Source organism: Mycobacterium noviomagense, assembly GCF_010731635.1.
Lineage (GTDB): Bacteria > Actinomycetota > Actinomycetes > Mycobacteriales > Mycobacteriaceae > Mycobacterium > Mycobacterium noviomagense.
This window is the reverse complement of sequence record NZ_AP022583.1, coordinates 597,966-614,565: the sequence shown is the minus strand read 5'-3', so window position 1 is coordinate 614,565 and position 16,600 is coordinate 597,966. Positions and strand designations below refer to the sequence as shown.

13 protein-coding genes are annotated in these 16,600 nt (G+C 66.3%); 11 read left to right on the top strand and 2 right to left on the bottom strand.

The genetic code is table 11. The features are described from left to right. Window positions 1–71: 71 nt before the first annotated feature. The 7 genes from G6N15_RS02595 to G6N15_RS02565 all read left to right on the top strand — a co-directional run bounded on the left by G6N15_RS02595 (window position 72) and on the right by G6N15_RS02565 (window position 9,917). A complete protein-coding gene (locus G6N15_RS02595) occupies window positions 72–2,648 on the top strand; it encodes a bifunctional FO biosynthesis protein CofGH (RefSeq protein WP_083084819.1) in 2,577 nt (858 codons plus the stop codon). Then, on the top strand, window positions 2,648–3,412 hold the full coding sequence (locus G6N15_RS02590; protein ID WP_083084822.1) for a maleylpyruvate isomerase N-terminal domain-containing protein: 765 nt from the start codon (window positions 2,648–2,650) through the stop codon (window positions 3,410–3,412). Before G6N15_RS02595 ends, G6N15_RS02590 begins: the two co-directional genes overlap by 1 nt. A 39-nt stretch (window positions 3,413–3,451) precedes the next feature. Next, window positions 3,452–4,042 carry a YbhB/YbcL family Raf kinase inhibitor-like protein gene (locus G6N15_RS02585; RefSeq protein ID WP_083084824.1) on the top strand — a complete coding sequence of 197 codons (591 nt, stop codon included), beginning with the start codon at window positions 3,452–3,454 and terminating at the stop codon, window positions 4,040–4,042. A gap of 219 nt (window positions 4,043–4,261) precedes the next feature. Further along, window positions 4,262–4,588, top strand: a complete 327-nt coding sequence (fdxA, locus tag G6N15_RS02580) for a ferredoxin (RefSeq protein ID WP_083085170.1) — start codon at window positions 4,262–4,264, stop codon at window positions 4,586–4,588. 26 nt (window positions 4,589–4,614) lie between these two features. Beyond that, on the top strand, window positions 4,615–5,700 hold the full coding sequence (gene dapC / locus G6N15_RS02575) for a succinyldiaminopimelate transaminase (protein WP_083084827.1): 1,086 nt from the start codon (window positions 4,615–4,617) through the stop codon (window positions 5,698–5,700). 75 nt (window positions 5,701–5,775) lie between these two features. Further along, window positions 5,776–7,551, top strand: coding sequence for an acyl-CoA dehydrogenase family protein (locus G6N15_RS02570; protein ID WP_083084829.1), 1,776 nt, complete (start codon window positions 5,776–5,778; stop codon window positions 7,549–7,551). 38 nt (window positions 7,552–7,589) lie between these two features. Continuing rightward, window positions 7,590–9,917, top strand: coding sequence for an APC family permease (locus G6N15_RS02565; protein ID WP_083084831.1), 2,328 nt, complete (start codon window positions 7,590–7,592; stop codon window positions 9,915–9,917). 110 nt (window positions 9,918–10,027) lie between these two features. Here G6N15_RS02565 and G6N15_RS02560 read toward each other — a convergent pair whose 3' ends face one another. Both G6N15_RS02560 and G6N15_RS02555 read right to left on the bottom strand, forming a co-directional pair. Beyond that, a complete protein-coding gene (locus tag G6N15_RS02560) occupies window positions 10,028–10,495 on the bottom strand; it encodes a hypothetical protein (protein WP_139797683.1) in 468 nt (155 codons plus the stop codon). A 74-nt stretch (window positions 10,496–10,569) separates the two neighbouring features. Beyond that, on the bottom strand, window positions 10,570–11,154 hold the full coding sequence (locus G6N15_RS02555) for a TetR-like C-terminal domain-containing protein (protein ID WP_083084833.1): 585 nt from the start codon (window positions 11,152–11,154) through the stop codon (window positions 10,570–10,572). Between the two features lie 86 nt (window positions 11,155–11,240). Between G6N15_RS02555 and G6N15_RS02550 the strand changes: the two genes are divergently transcribed. From G6N15_RS02550 to G6N15_RS02535, 4 genes are all read left to right on the top strand, one after another. Further along, entirely contained in the window at window positions 11,241–12,425 is a 1,185-nt protein-coding gene (locus tag G6N15_RS02550) for an alpha/beta fold hydrolase (protein ID WP_163747907.1), read from the top strand. A 66-nt stretch (window positions 12,426–12,491) separates the two neighbouring features. Beyond that, entirely contained in the window at window positions 12,492–13,769 is a 1,278-nt protein-coding gene (locus tag G6N15_RS02545; RefSeq protein ID WP_083084838.1) for an alpha/beta hydrolase, read from the top strand. Between the two features lie 82 nt (window positions 13,770–13,851). Beyond that, window positions 13,852–15,483 carry an L-glutamate gamma-semialdehyde dehydrogenase gene (pruA, locus tag G6N15_RS02540; RefSeq protein ID WP_083084840.1) on the top strand — a complete coding sequence of 544 codons (1,632 nt, stop codon included), beginning with the start codon at window positions 13,852–13,854 and terminating at the stop codon, window positions 15,481–15,483. 112 nt (window positions 15,484–15,595) lie between these two features. Further along, window positions 15,596–16,555 carry a proline dehydrogenase family protein gene (locus G6N15_RS02535; RefSeq protein WP_083084843.1) on the top strand — a complete coding sequence of 320 codons (960 nt, stop codon included), beginning with the start codon at window positions 15,596–15,598 and terminating at the stop codon, window positions 16,553–16,555. Window positions 16,556–16,600 lie beyond the last annotated feature (45 nt).

The window sequence follows — 16,600 nt, the reverse complement described above, 5'->3', positions numbered from 1 at the left end:
TGCCAGGCACCGAGATATGGAGATCGTGAGAGGGTGCGGATGATTTCGCAGCGAGCGGGTGTTACGGGGGAGTGGCCCTGAACCCGCAACGCAGCGCCGACCTACCCATCCCCGCCGTTCCGGGGAAATCCGCTGCCGTTAGCGCCAGCGCGCTGCGGCGTGTGTTGCGGCGTGCTCGCGACGGGGTGACGCTCAACGTCGACGAGGCCGCCCTGGCGATGACGGCCCGGGGCGATGACCTGGCTGATTTGTGCCGCAGCGCGGCGCGGGTGCGCGACGCCGGACTGGAATCGGCCGGACGGCGCGGCGCCACCGGCCGGTTGCCGGTCACGTATTCACGCAAGGTGTTCATCCCGGTCACCCGGCTGTGCCGCGACACCTGCCACTACTGCACGTTCGTCACCGTGCCCGGCAAGCTGCGCGCGCAAGGGGCGGGCATGTATCTGGAAGCCGACGAGATCGTCGACATCGCCCGTCGGGGCGCTGAACTCGGTTGCAAGGAAGCACTGTTCACGCTCGGCGACCGACCCGAGCAGCGCTGGCCTGAGGCCCGCCAGTGGCTGGAAGAACGCGGTTACGACTCGACCCTGTCCTACGTGCGGGCGATGGCGATCCGGGTGCTGGAGGAGACCGGCCTGCTGCCGCACCTGAACCCCGGGGTGATGAGTTGGTCGGAGATGTCGCGGCTCAAGCCGGTGGCGCCCTCGATGGGCATGATGCTGGAGACCACATCGCGGCGGCTGTTTGAAACCAAGGGCATGGCCCACTACGGCAGCCCCGACAAAGATCCGGTGGTTCGGCTGCGGGTGCTGACCGATGCGGGGCGGCTGTCGATTCCGTTCACGACCGGGCTGCTCGTCGGCATCGGTGAGACGCTGCACGAGCGCGCCGAGACATTCCATGCGATCCGCAAGGTGCACAAGGAGTTCGGCCACATCCAGGAAGTGATCGTGCAGAACTTCCGGGCCAAGGAGCACACCGCGATGGCCTCGGTGCCCGACGCGGGCTTCGAGGATTTCGTGGCGACCGTGGCGGTGGCGCGGTTGGTGCTCGGTCCCGGTATGCGTATCCAGGCGCCGCCGAACCTGGTGTCCCGCGAGGAATGTCTGGCGCTGATCGGAGCCGGTGTCGACGACTGGGGCGGCGTCTCACCGCTGACGCCCGACCACGTCAACCCCGAACGGCCTTGGCCCGCTTTGGATGAACTGTCGGCCGTCACCACCGAAGCCGGATACGACCTGGTGCAGCGGCTGACCGCGCAGCCTAAATACGTGCAGGCCGGAGCGGCGTGGATCGACCCGCGGGTGCGGCGGCATGTCATGGCGCTGGCGGATCCGGCGACCGGCCTGGCCCGCGACGTGAACCCGGTAGGGATGGTGTGGCAAGAGCCCGACGACGTGGCGTCGGCGGGACGGGTGGACTTGCATTCGGCGATCGACGTCGAGGGGCGCAACACTGAGGCCCGCAGCGATCTGGACAGCGCGTTCGGCGATTGGGACTCCATCCGCGCGCAGGTGCATGCGTTGGCCGCGCGCGCACCCGAACGGATCGACACCGACGTGCTGGCCGCCCTGCGCTCGGCCGAACGCGATCCCGCCGGCTGCTCCGACGAGCAGTATTTGGCGCTGGCCACCGCCGACGGGCCGGCGTTGGAAGCTGTTGCGGTGCTGGCTGATTCGCTGCGCCGCGATGCTGTCGGCGACGACGTGACATTCGTGGTGAACCGCAATATCAACTTCACCAACATCTGCTATACCGGTTGCCGGTTCTGCGCGTTCGCGCAGCGCAAGGGCGACCCGGACGCGTACTCGCTGTCGGTCGGCGAGGTGGCCGACCGCGCGTGGGAGGCGTATGTCCAAGGCGCCACCGAGGTGTGTATGCAGGGCGGTATCGACCCCGAGCTGCCGGTCACCGGATACGCCGATCTGGTTCGCGCGGTCAAGGCGCGGGTGCCGTCGATGCACGTGCACGCGTTCTCCCCGATGGAGATCGCCAACGGAGTCACCAAGAGCGGCTTGAGCATTCGCGAATGGTTGACCAGCCTGCGTGCGGCTGGACTGGACACGATCCCCGGCACCGCGGCCGAGATTTTGGACGACGAGGTCCGCTGGGTGCTGACCAAGGGCAAGTTGCCGACGTCGATGTGGATCGAGATCGTCACGACCGCCCACGAGGTCGGTCTGCGGTCCAGCTCGACGATGATGTACGGCCACGTCGACAGCCCACGGCACTGGGTGGCCCATCTCAACGTGCTGCGCGACATCCAGGACCGCACCGGGGGTTTCACCGAGTTCGTCCCGCTGCCGTTCGTCCACCAGAACTCGCCGCTGTATCTGGCCGGCGCGTCGCGGCCCGGGCCCAGCCATCGCGACAACCGCGCCGTGCACGCGCTGGCACGGATCATGTTGCACGGCCGCATTTCTCATATCCAGACCAGCTGGGTCAAGCTCGGCGTGCAGGGCACCCAGGTGATGCTTAACGGCGGGGCCAACGACCTGGGCGGCACGTTGATGGAGGAAACCATCTCTCGGATGGCCGGCTCCGAACACGGATCCGCCAAGACCGTCGCTGAACTGGTCGCGATCGCCGACGGCATCGGCCGGCCGGCGCGTCAACGGACCACCACCTACTCACTGTTGGCGGCGTGATGAACCGAAACGTCGACACCGACCGGTTTCTGGAGTGGCAGCCGTTTCTGGACGCGGTGCGGCAACGCCGACCTGATGCCGGCACGTGGTGTGAGGCCTGGACGGTGCGCGACATCGTCATCCACCAAGCCGGCAACGCCGAAGAACTAGCCCGAGTGCTGGGCGCGCACCTCGAAGGCGAACGCGTCGACACGCGCAGCTTCGAGGAGCGCGAAGGCCCGCTGCGCGCCATGAACGACTCGGATCTGTGGGACGCCCTGCACGACAGAATGGCCAGACTCAACGAGGTCGCCGAAGCAGCCGACGGTATTCCCGCCGATGCCGACGTCGCCTGGACCGGGCGCACCATGAAGGTGCCGTGGTTCGCCGAGCACATGCGCGAAGAATGCGTCTTGCACACCTGGGACATCACCGGAGACGACGCAGCGGCACAAGCCCGGCTGGCGGAACGCTGGATGACGACCCACAGTGTGATCGCGGTGGGAAAACCGCTGCTGAGGAAGGGCGCCGAGCTGCTCGATGCCGGCGAACGCATCGAGGCCCGGCTGCGGGTTCCCGGCGCCGACGACCTCATCGTGGCAGCCGAAAATGGTTCGGTGCGAATCGAACTCACCGAGCCTGACGGACCGGCCACGCTCGAAACGGACGCGGCGGCACGTGTCCTGCTGCTGTGGGGTCGCCGTCCCGCTGATCCGTCACGCATCTGCAGCAGCGTCGGCCCGGAAACGCTGGGCCGGGTGCGCCGGCTGCTCAGCGGTTACTGAAGCCTTTACCCCGCGGCCGCTCAGCGGTATACACACGCCATGAGACTGGCATCGGCCACTATTGCGCTGCTGCTTTTTGCGCTGCCCGCATGTGGTGGGGGCAAGGTGAATCCGCAATCTCCTCGGCCGACCACTTCCGCAGCCGCGACGAGCATGACAACGGCACCGCCGGCCGGGTCGGCCAAATTCACCGTCACCAGTTCCGCGTTCGGCGACAACACACCGATCCCGGCCGAGTACTCCTGCAAGGGTCGCAATGTCCCCCCGCCGCTTCGCTGGCAAAACGTCCCGCCCGGCACCGAGTCGCTGGCGGTGGTGGTCGACGACCCCGACGCGCCCTCCGGCCTATACATCCACTGGGTGGTCACCGGCATCCCGCCCTCGACCACCGCAATCGGGGAAGGCCCGCTACCCCAGGGATCGAGCGTCAGCCTGAACTCGTCCGGAAAGGCGGAGTACTTCGGCCCGTGCCCGCCGGCCGGCACGGGAGTGCACCACTACCGCTTCCAGCTGTACGCCTTGAACAACCCGTTGACGCTGGCGCCCTCCACACCTGCGCCGCAAGCCACCCAGAAGATCGCCCAGGCGGCCATCGCGGACGCCCGCACGGTCGGCCTGTTCGGCGGCTGAAGCCTCTACAGGCCCACGGCCAGCTCGGTGCCCTGTTGGTGGCGCATAGCGCGGGGCGGTGGTGAGATTGTATATGCAACGTCTAGTATCAGTAATCAACGGAAACGCATCGCCCGCAAGCGAAGCGATAGGGCACACTGGGTGTTCGGTCAGCAACCCCCAGGCTCCCTGTCCGAGCGACCAGGCAGCAGCTACGACCAGCACATGGAGGAGACCTTCGTGACCTACACGATCGCCGAACCCTGCGTCGACATCAAAGACAAGGCATGCATAGAGGAGTGCCCGGTCGACTGCATCTACGAGGGCGCTCGGATGCTGTACATCCACCCCGACGAATGCGTCGACTGCGGGGCGTGCGAGCCGGTCTGCCCCGTCGAGGCGATCTACTACGAAGACGACGTGCCTGAGCAGTGGGCGCAGTACACGCAGATCAACGCCGACTTCTTCGCCGAACTCGGGTCGCCGGGAGGCGCGGCGAAAGTCGGTATGACGGAAAACGACCCGCAGGTGGTCAAGGATCTGCCGCCGCAAGGCGAGGGCGACTGAGCGGGCTGGTCGATCGCTGGCGGCGCGTGTCGGCGACGTTACCGGAATTCCCTTGGGACACCCTGACCGAAGCCCGGGCAGTCGCCGAAGCACACCCGGACGGGATCGTCGACCTCTCCGTCGGCACACCGGTCGACCCGGTCGCGCCGCTGATCCGTGAGGCGCTGGCATCCGCCAGCGCCTCACCTGGATATCCCACTACCGCAGGCACACCGACGCTGCGCCAGTCGATGGTGGCGGCATTGGGCCGCCGCTACGGCGTCACCAAACTCTCGAAGGCGGCCGTCCTGCCCGTCATCGGCACCAAGGAACTCATCGCCTGGCTGCCGACACTGCTGGCCCTGGGCGCCGCCGATCTGGTCGTCGTACCCGAACTGGCCTATCCGACCTACGAAGTCGGCGCACGGCTGGCCGGCGCACCGGTGCTGCGCGCCGACTCGCTGACGCAGCTGGGCCCGCAGTCCCCGGCACTGGTGTACCTGAACTCGCCGAGCAACCCTACCGGACGTGTCCTCGGCGTCGACCATCTGCGGAAGGTCGTCGGCTGGGCCCGCGAGCGCGGCGCGCTGGTGGTTTCCGACGAGTGCTACCTGGGCCTGGGCTGGGACACCGAGCCGGTGTCGCTGCTGCATCCGTTGGTGTGCGACGGCGACCACACCGGTTTGTTGGCGGCGCACTCGCTGTCGAAAAGCTCCTCGCTGGCCGGGTATCGAGCCGGATTCGTTGCCGGCGATCCGGTCGTGATCGCCGAACTACTGGCGGTGCGCAAGCACGCCGGGATGATGGTGCCGACCCCCGTGCAGGCCGCCATGGTCGCCGCCCTCGACGACGACGCACACGAACACGAACAGCGTGACCGCTACGCTCGGCGGCGGGCGGCGCTCCTGCCGGCGTTACGCGCCGCCGGGTTCACCGTCGACCATTCCGAAGCCGGGCTCTACCTGTGGGTCACCCGCGGCCAGCCGTGTCGCGACACCGTCGACTGGCTGGCGCAGCGCGGCATCCTGACCGCGCCCGGCGAGTTCTACGGCCCGGCCGGCGCCCGACATGTGCGGGTCGCGCTGACCGCCACCGACGAGCGGATCGCCGCAGCGGTCGACCGGCTTAGCTAGTGTCGAGTGGCCACTTATGACACGCCGAATCGCGATCGGCGTGCAATAACTTCCCACCCGACGGAAGCTGACGCCATGAGCGACTACGACCTCGAAGCCGTCGACCGGCTGCCCTTCAGCACTGCCGAGAAGGCCGAACGCTACCGCACCGAGAAGTACCAGGGCGCCGTCGGTCTGAACTGGTATCGCAGTGATCCGACGCTGCAGTTCACGATGGCCTATTACTTGCAGCCCGACGAGTTGGCTTTCGCCGAACCGCATTTGACCCGCATCGGCGAGCTGATGGGCGGCCCGGTGGCGCGGTGGGCCGAGGAAACCGACCGCAACCCGGCCCGACTGGAACGCTACGACCGCTGGGGCCACGACGTCAGCCGGGTAATCCAGCCGCCGTCGTTCACCGCATCCAAGCGCGCCATCCTCGACGTCCACCAGGCACTCAAAGACGACGCCCGCCGCGCCGGGGTAAACCCGTCGCTGCCGCTGTTCGCGTCCAACTACATGCTCAACCAGGCCGACATCGGCATGGGCTGTGCGCTGGGCACTGGCGCCAACATGGTCAAGGCGCTGGTCGCCGCCTACGCGCCGGCCGACGTTCGCGAACACGTGCTGGCGAAATTCGAATCCGGCGAGTGGGAGGGCGAGACCGCGCAACTGTTGACCGAGCGCACCGGCGGATCCGATCTCGGCGTGCTGGAGACCACCGCCACCCGCCACGGCGACGCGTGGCTTCTCAATGGCTTCAAGTGGTTTGCGTCCAACTGCGACGGCAAGGTGTTCGTCGTCTTGGCCAAACCCGAAGGCGCTCCCGACTCGAGCCGCGGTATCGCCACTTTCCTGGTCTTGCGGATGCGCCGCGACGGTTCGGCCAACGGCGTGCGGATCCGCCGCCTCAAGGACAAGCTGGGCACCCGTTCGGTGGCCTCGGGCGAGATCGAGTTCGTCGACGCCGAAGCCTTCCTGCTGTCCGGCGAACCCAGCACCGACGCCGGGCCGTCCGACGGCAAAGGGCTGGGCCGCATGATGGAACTCACCAACGCCGCGCGGCTGGGCATCGCGCTGTTCGGGCTCGGCAACGCGCGCCGTGCTCTGGTCGAGTCGCTGTGCTATGCCCGGCAACGGCGCGCGTTCGCCGACGCGCTCATCGACAAGCCGCTGATGCGCCGCAAGCTCGCCGAAATGATCGTCGACGTCGAGGCTGCCCAAGCGCTGGTGTTCGACTGCACCGGTTTCGCCAACCATCGCCAGCCCAAGTCGGTGCGTCAGCGCATCGCCGTCCCGGTCGCCAAGCTCAAGGTCTGTCGGTTGGGCATCACCATGGCCTCCGATGCCATCGAGATCCACGGCGGCAACGGCTACATCGAAAACTGGCCGGTGGCCCGACTGCTGCGCGACGCGCAGGTGAACACCATCTGGGAAGGCCCGGACAACATCCTGTGCCTGGACGTGCAGCGCGGCATCGAGCGCACGCAGGCGCACGAACCGCTGCTGGCGCGCCTGCACGACGCGGTGGAGGTGTCGGACGACGACGACACCACCCGGTTGGTGCGGGGCCGTGTCGAGGACCTCGACGCGGCGATCACCGCGTGGACGAAACTGCACGGCCGAGTGGCTGAGGCGCGACTGTTCGCACTGGCCCAATTCATGGGAGACGTCTATGCCGGCGCGCTGCTCACCGAACAGGCCGCCTGGGAGCGGGCCGCCCGCCAGGCGGATCGCAAGGCACTGGTCGCGAGGTTGTACGCCCAGCGCTATCTAGCCGATCGCGGCCGGCTCCACGGCATCGACGCCGAAGGCGACGAGGCCATCGAGCGTTTCGACGAACTCGCCGACGGCGCGCTGATCATCGGTTGATCCTTTCGGTCAGCGCGCCGATCAGGTAAAGATGTGTCGTGGCAACATCGGCTCGCCAGTTGAGCGTCCCACTGTCGTTTGGTGACGTCGCCAAACGCATCTTTCTCGGAAAACCGCTGATCAGCGAACAGCTGAGCACCGAGAGACTATCGAATCCCGTTGCGCTGGGCGCTCTTTCGCCGGATGCGATCTCGTCGACCGCTTACGGTCCCGAACAGATCATGATCGAGCTGCTGCCCCATGCAGGGTTGGCGGCGTTCGCATTGTTGCTGCCGATCACCGGTGTCATCTTGCTGATCCTGGTGTTGGTGGCCGCGTCGTATCGCCAGGTCGTGATGGCATACACCCGAGCGGGCGGCTCCTATGTGGTGGCGCGGGAGAACTTCGGGCCCAGAGTGGCCCAAATCGCCGCCGCCGCACTGTTGATCGACTACGTGGTCACAGTGGCGGTGCAGTCGGCGGCGGGCACGGTGGCGGTGGTGTCGGCGATAACCGCGCTCGGTCCGTACAGTTTGGAAATCACCGTGGCGGTGGTGCTGCTGATCTGCTACGCCAACCTGCGGGGACTGCGGGAAGCGGGCTTGCCGTTCGCGGTGTCGACGTACTCGTTCGTGGTGATGATTGCGCTGACAATCGTGGTCGGTGTCATCCGCGAAGTCTTCGGGGGATTACCGACATACGATCCCCAGCACATCGCCGGAGCGGTGCCGGTTCACCAGGGCAGTGGATTGGTCATGGGCGCGACGATCCTGGTGCTGCTACGCGCGTTCGCCAACGGTGGGTCGTCGCTGACCGGTGTCGAAGCGATTTCCAATACCGTCAACGTCTTTCGCAAGCCACAGGGGCTCAACGCTCGTCGGGTTCTCACCGCAATGGCGTGCATTCTGGGCTTCTTGTTGGCCGGTGTCGCCTACCTGACCCACGTCACCCACGCCACGCCGTATGTCGACGAATATCCGTCGATGCTTTCCGAAGTGGCCCGGGCGGTTTTCGGTCACGGGATCATCGGCAACGTTTTATATGCTCTCGTCCAGGCGTCGACTGCGGCCATCCTATTCACCGGTGCCAACACCAGTTTCAACGGTTTTCCCGCCTTGGCCAGCTTCGTTGCGGAGGACCGCTTCCTGCCGCGGCAGCTGACGAAACGTGGTCACCGCCTGGTGTTCTCCAATGGCATCATCACGCTGACAGCACTGTCGGTGGCATTGCTGGTGGTCACCGGGGGGTCGGTCAACGCGCTGGTGCCGTTTTATGCGATCGGCGTGTTCACCGGGTTCGCGATGGCCGGTTACGGGATGACCAAACACCATCTGAGACACCGGCAACCGGGCTGGCGGCACAAGCTGGTCATCAACTTCTCGGCGGGAGTGTTGTCGACGATCGTGGTGGGGATCTTCGCGGTGGCCAAGTTCACCGAGGGGGCATGGCTGGTTGTGGTCGTCTTCCCGGCGCTGGTGTTCGTGCTGATTCGGCTGAACCGGGAGTACCGGGCTGAGGCAGCCATCCTCGAGATGTTCCGCACTGATCGTCCGGAATTGGTGAAATATGCGCGACACCGCGTGTTCGTATTCGTCAGTTCGGTTGACCTGGCGGTGATCGAGGCGTTGCGATACGGCAGAGGCTTGCGCGCCGACGAACTGATCGCCGTGCATTTCATGGTGGACGCGGCCCATGCCGCGCAGCTGCGCAAGCGCTGGGATCGCTTCGATCTCCAAACCCGCCTGCGGGTGGTCGACTGTCCGGATCGGCAGATCAACCGGGCGGCGCAGGAATTGGTGTTGCGGGCGCTGAGCGAACACCCGGATACCAACGTGACGGTGCTGTTGCCGCGTCGAACCTATGCACCACTGCTCGGCCGGCTGCTGCATGACCGGACCGCGGACAAGATTGCCCGGGCCATCAGCCGGATCCCGGATGCGGCCGCAACGATTGTGCCCTACGACGTGCGGTCACGGATCGAAGAAGCGTTCCCCGACAGCTTTGAGCAACGGATCGCGCGAGCACTCGACAGAGTCGAAGCACGCGTCGCCCAGGGCGAACAGGAGAACGTCGAAGACTACGAGCACCCCGAGCGGCCCCCGGCGGTGATCACGATCGAAGGCTTGATTCCCGGACGCCGGGCCACCATCGAAGGACGCGTCAGCCAAGTGGAGGAAATCACCAAGCGCCGGCGCACGTTTCGCTGGATCGTCGTCGGCGACAACACCGGAGACATCCGGGTCACCTTCCACCCCGGGCACGGTGCCGATATCCATCCGGGCCAAGTGCTGCGAATCACCGGCAAGGTGCGCCAAAGCGGTAACGGCCCGTTGTCGATGGCCGATCCCAAATACCACGTCGTGCAGGAACCTGAGGAGAACGAGTAGTTCGACGACGATTGGAATGCTGGTGTCGAACTAATAACGGTGCAGTGCTTGGGTTTTCGCGCGGGACGGCAGTCGGTGCAAAGGTCCGCCCAGACGCACGTGCGGTCGCGTCACAAGGTGGTGTCTGATGGTCGCGGCCGGTGTGATCGCCACCGGCGATCCAGCAACGCAGCTTCGTGCAACTCTGTTTCGGTCGGTTCGGGCGACCACTCGTGGGGCCCAGCAGCCGGTTGGGTTGACCCGCCGCGGGCCCAGGCCACCAGATCGGGAACCAGGATGAGCGCGCCGGCGACCGCCACCGGGACGATCCAGGCGCGTCGGTGCGCCAGGGCGCTGTTGCACTGATCGACATAGCTGGTTGCCGGGTGGGTTGGCGCGGACGCCGATTCCTGGTCGTCGAGCGATGCTTGCAGCAACTCAGCGTGATAGCCGTTGCCGCACTTGATCTGGAGGCCGTACTTGTCGTACGAGCCGAGGAAGACGGGAAAGCACAACGCGACGAGACCACCGACCAGCAGCGCGGTCCCGATCAGCACGGCCAGCCAGCCGCGGGTAATGGTCTTCTCAGACCGCTCCATGCGCCAATTTTGCTCCGCCTGCTGCATTGACAGGAAGGCCTGGAGGCCGAATTCCGGTGTCGATCGAGCGGCCGTTACCGCCGCGGCCGCAGCCCGTCGAGCAGGATGTCGACCAGCCGCTCGGGCAGGTCGTCGGTCAGTGGTTCCCCGGTCATGATCGTCCGCATGTGCAGCGGCGCCACCAGCATTTCAAGGACGAGCCCGGCGTCCGTGCCGGGGGGCAACTCGCCGCGCTCGATTGCCCGGTCCACCACCACACGTGTTGCGGCGAGCCGCGATGACAGGAAGTTGGCACGCGCCTGGTCGAGGTACTTGTCCGCGACGATCAATGTGCTCATCCGCACCAACGCTGCGCCGATGCGCGACGACAGGTAACCAATCACCCGGCGGGCCAGCTCGATCAGGTCACCTCGCAGCGATCCGGTGTCCGGTACCGGGATGTGCGTCTCGCTGCGGTCAAGCAATGCGTCAACGATGAGGTCTTCTCGGGTGCGCCAGCGGCGGTAGACCGAGGTTTCGTGCACTCCGGCGCGTGCCGCCACGGCGGCCACGGTCACCCCGTCGATGCCGTGGTCGACCAACTCGGCGACCGTCGCCTCGAGCACGGCCGCACGCACAGCCGCGCCTCGCCGGCCCAACTTGGCGGTGGTTGCCTTCATCGCCGACCACCATATCGCAAGAGCACTTGCGATACCGGATGGCTCAGCGCTACGGTATCGCAAGTAGTCCTGCGATAGGAGCAGTCATGACCAACCAGCCAGCCTTCAACCTGCAGGGCCCCGCGTCGGGGTACCACGAGTTCCACCCCGACCGCAGCCTGAACTTCCAGTGCAACCGCTGGCTCGAATGGATCGGCCCCGAGGCCCGCGACGAAATCGCAGAGGCGGTACGCGACGTGCGAAGCTACGAGGACTGGGTTGCGGCGTTTCTGGCGTTGGCGAACCGAGTTCGCGCCGAGGGCCGAGCGCTCGCGGCCGCCTACTACGACCGGGCGGCGGAGTTCTTCATCCCGCCGCAGGATCCGCGTAAGGCCGCAGCCCGGGCACGCTTCCTGGCGACGATGCGCGAGCACTTCAGCGTTCAGCCCGAGCGCATCCCCTATGACGGGGCGTGGTTGCCTGCCTACGATCTGCGACCCGAGCATGCTTCGGGCCCGCCGGTGGTGGTGTTCGGTGGCTTCGACAGCTACATCGAGGAGTTCTTGCCGATGCTCACCGCGATAGCGGCGACGGGGCATCGGGTGGTGACGTTCGAAGGCCCCGGGCAAGGCAGTGCCCTCGAAGACGCCGGCCTGGTCTTCACCCACGAATGGGAGCGGCCGGTCGCCGCGGTCCTCGACCACTACGGTCTCGACGACGTGACCGCGATCGGCATCTCGCTCGGCGGCGGGCTGGTGATCCGCGCCGCCGCATTCGAAACCCGCATTCGCCGCGCGGTCGCATGGGACATCCTGGACGACTTCCTCGAGGTCATCGGGCGGCAAATCGCACCGGGCGCCGCACCCGTGATCCGTGCCCTGCTGACGCTCCGCGCCCGCCGCATCCTCAACGCTTTGGCGAGTATCGGAGCGGCCCGCAGCCCGGTCTCCCGGTGGGGGCTGTGGCAGGGCATGCACATCACCGGGACCGCGACGCCGTACGACTTTTTCGCCTCCGCCCGCGCAGTGACTACCCGAAAGGTCTCCGGGCGGGTGAGGGCCGACGTGCTGCTCATCGCCGGAGCGGACGACCACTACGTGCCGCTGCCTCAGTTGCACCGTCAGGCGCGCAACCTCACAAATGCGCGCTCGGTGACCACCCGGGTCTTCACCGCCGCCGAACAGGCGAGCAACCACTGCCAGATCGGCAACATCGGCGCCTGCGTTCGCACCATCCTGTCGTGGATCCGCACCGTCAGTCCGGCGGAGCAGCCAAGTTCGCTCGGCAGCTAGGGTGGCTCAGTTGGATGCCAACCGAGCGGATGGTTACGTCATGCGTGCGGTCGATGGGAGTGACTTGTGCTGAAGCGACTGATAGCGGTGGTGAGCTCACTAGCCGGACTCGTGACCACGGCCAACGGTTACCGGCCGCTGACCAAGCGCGGCTATCCCTCGCTGTTCGCGTTCAGCTTTGGCGTGTTCGCGTCAGAACTTCCTTTGCAGGTGCTTGGCGTCCATCTGGCGATGATCGGCGCAATGTGGCGGCGGCTGTCACCTCGCATCCGGTTGTTCAGCTCGCTGGTTTCGGGCATCTCCACGCTGGGGCTCCTGGGCTTGCATCGCATCGGCCGAAGCGCCAACACGCCGCTCACTGCGGCGCTCGATGAAGGGTTGGGAAGCGAGCGCCGCACTGAGTCCGGCGATCTGTGGAAGCGGCCGGCAGGTGCGGGCACAGCTAAAACTCCCGGTGTGATCCGCATGTTCCGGATTTATCGGGACTACGCGCACGACACGGACATCAGTTATGGCCCTTACGGTTCCCGGAACCACCTCGACATCTGGCGGCGTCGCGATCTCGATCCGGGCGGACGGGCACCTGTGCTGCTGCAGGTTCCCGGCGGCGCCTGGATGCTGGGCGGCAAACGCCACCAGGCGTATCCGTTGATGAGTCATCTGGCCGAGTTGGGGTGGGTTTGTGTCGCGATCAACTATCGGCTGAGCCCCCGCTCGACGTGGCCTGATCACCTCGTCGATGTAAAGCGTGCGCTGGCTTGGATCAAGGAGCACATCGCCGAGTACGGCGGCGACCCCGAGTGGGTCGCCATCACCGGTGGCTCGGCGGGCGGACACCTGTCCGCGTTGGCCGCGGTCACCGCGAACAACCCACAGTTTCAACCGGGTTTCGAAGACGCCGACACCAGCGTGCGGGCGGCGGTGCCGTTCTACGGCGTCTACGACTTCACCCGCAGTGATTCCGTGCACCCGCAAATGGCCCCGATGTTGGGCAAGTACGTGTTCAAGCGGACGCGGGCGGAAATCAATGAAGCATTCCGCGCCGCCTCGCCGATAACCTATGTATCTGCCGACGCCCCACCGTTTTTCCTGCTGCATGGCAGCAACGACTCGTTGATTCCCGTCGAACAGGCCCGCAACTTCAGCGCCCGCCTACGCGAGGTCAGCCGCCAACCTGTCGTCTACGCCGAGCTGCCTTTCGCCCAGCACGCCTTTGACATCTTCGGCTCCGTGCGCGCCAAGCATGCAGCGGTGGCGGTTGAACAGTTCCTCGCCGAGATCTACGCGTCCGATCACGCCGACACGGGCGTGACGCGGCCCGGCGCCGCTGCCCGCAGTCGGTAGTCCGGGCCATCCTGCCGAGGCGGGAAGGTTTCCACTCGCGTTTCCACTCGCGCGCAGCTCGTCGCAGGGGGATGCTGACAGGATGGACGCCGTCACGGATGTACCCGTACCGGCCAACGAGCCGGTGCACGACTATGCTCCCGATTCCCCGGAACGCACCCGGCTGCGCGCCGCGCTGACCGCCTTGGCCGACCATCCGATCGATCTGCCCCACGTCATCGGCGGTACCCATCGGATGGGTGAGGGTGAACGCATCGACGTGGTGCAGCCACACCGGCACTCCCAGAAGCTGGGCACGCTGAGCAACGTCACCCACGCCGATGCGGCGGCCGCGATCGAAGCCGCTATGGCTGCTAAAGATGCTTGGGCTGCAACGCCTTTCGACGAGCGCGCTGCAGTCTTTCTGCGCGCCGCCGAGCTGCTGGCCGGCCCGTGGCGGGAAAAGATCGCCGCCGCAACCATGCTCGGGCAATCCAAAACCGTGTACCAAGCCGAGATCGACGCCCCGTGCGAGCTGATCGACTTCTGGCGGTTCAACGTCGCGTTCGCCCGCCAGATCATGGCACAGCAGCCCCTGAGCGTCCGCGGTGAGTGGAACCGGATGGACTACCGACCGCTGGACGGTTTCGTCTACGCGATCACCCCGTTCAACTTCTCCTCGATCGCCGGCAATCTGCCGACGGCGCCGGCGCTGATGGGCAACACCGTGGTGTGGAAGCCGTCGATCACCCAAACTCTGGCTGCCTATCTGACTATGCAGCTGCTCGAGGCCGCCGGGTTGCCGCCTGGCGTAATCAACCTGGTAACCGGCGACGGGTATGCGGTTTCCGATGTGGCACTGGCGGATCCGCGGCTAGCCGGTATCCACTTCACCGGGTCGACGGCCACCTTCCAGCACTTGTGGCGGGAGGTGGGCGCGAACATCGAGCGTTACCATAGCTACCCGAGGCTGGTCGGGGAGACCGGCGGCAAGGATTTCGTGGTGGCGCATGCCTCCGCGCGACCGGACGTGTTGCGCACCGTGCTGATTCGCGGCGCATTCGACTACCAGGGGCAGAAGTGCTCGGCGGCGTCTCGCGCGTTCGTCCCGCGCTCGGTGTGGCAAAAGATGGGTGACGAGTTCCTGGCTGCCACCGCGCAATTGCGCTATGGCGACATCACCGACTTGTCCAACTACGGCGGCGCGTTGATCGACCGGCGAGCCTTCACCAAGAATGTCAAGGCGATCGAACGCGCGAAAGGTGCGGCCGGTGTCACGATTGCGGTCGGCGGCGAATACGACGACAGCGAAGGCTATTTCGTGCGGCCCACCGTGTTGCTCGGCGACGACCCGACCGACGAGGCATTCGCGACCGAGTACTTCGGGCCGATCCTGTCGGTGCACGTCTACCCCGACGACCAGTACGAGCGGATCCTGGAGGTGATCGACACCGGGTCACGGTACGCGTTGACCGGCGCGGTCATCGCCGACGACCGCGACGCGGTGTCGGTGGCGCTGGAACGGCTGCGGTTCGCGGCAGGCAACTTCTACATCAACGACAAGCCGACGGCGGCGGTGGTGGGGCGGCAGCCGTTCGGCGGTTCGCGCGGCTCGGGCACCAACGACAAAGCGGGATCGCCCCTGAATCTATTGCGCTGGACATCGGCACGCACGATCAAGGAGACGTTCGTACCGGCAACCGATCACAGGTATCCACACATGGCGGCCGAGTGATGCGGGGGCGATCGCAAGAGCGGCGAAGCCGGTCCAGCGGGTCGCCCCCATCAAATTGTGGCGATCGCAAGAGCGGCGAAGCCGGCAGCGGGTCGCCCCCATCAGACCACGCGTGTTCGCGACGGCGGTGCGCCCGGTGATTCTTGCGGCCAGTCGCTCCGATCGGCTGCGCCGCGCAGCCGAGCGGATTTCTGCGACTCGCAAGGTCGTTCGTCGGTTCGTGCCTGGGGAGACGCTGGAGTCCGTGCTGGATGCCGTTGCGGCGCTTCGCGTTTCCGAGCGCTATGTGAGTGTGGACTATCTCGGTGAGGATGTCACCGACATCGACGGCACCGGCACCACAGTGCAGGCCTACCTCGGGCTTCTCGACGCGCTGGGCCGGCGGCCCGACGCCGCGGCTGACGGTGTGCGGCCGCTCGAGGTGTCGCTCAAGCTTTCCGCACTCGGCCAAGCGCTGGACCGCGACGGCGAAAAGATCGCACTGGAGAACGCGCACACCATTTGCGAGCGGGCCGGGCAGGTCGGCGCCTGGGTAACGGTGGACGCTGAAGACCACACCACAACGGAATCGACGCTGTCCATCGTCCGTGATTTGCGAGCTGACTTTCCCTGGCTGGGCGTCGTCCTACAGGCATACCTGCGGCGCACGCTCGGCGACTGTCACGAGTTCGCTGCTGCTGGGGCACGGATCCGGTTATGCAAGGGCGCCTACGACGAACCGGCGTCGGTGGCTTATCGCAAGCCGGCCGCCGTCACCGACTCGTACCTGAGATGCCTTCGAGTACTGATGGCCGGGTCGGGCTACCCGATGGTGGCCACCCATGATCCAGCCGTCATCTCTGCCGTGCCGGATATTGCTTACGAAACAGGACGTGCTGCTGGCGATTTCGAATACCAGATGCTGTACGGCATCCGCGACGCCGAACAGCAGCGGCTCGTCAACGCCGGCAACCAGGTGCGGGTGTACGTGCCGTACGGCGGGCAGTGGTACGGGTATCTGGTGCGCAGGCTGGCCGAGCGGCCAGCCAACCTGATGTTCTTCCTGCGAGCGCTGGCAGAAAGGCGGCGCTGACGAGCGTCGATGTCCACGGCGCCCAATCGTGGGTAGTCGTGACGG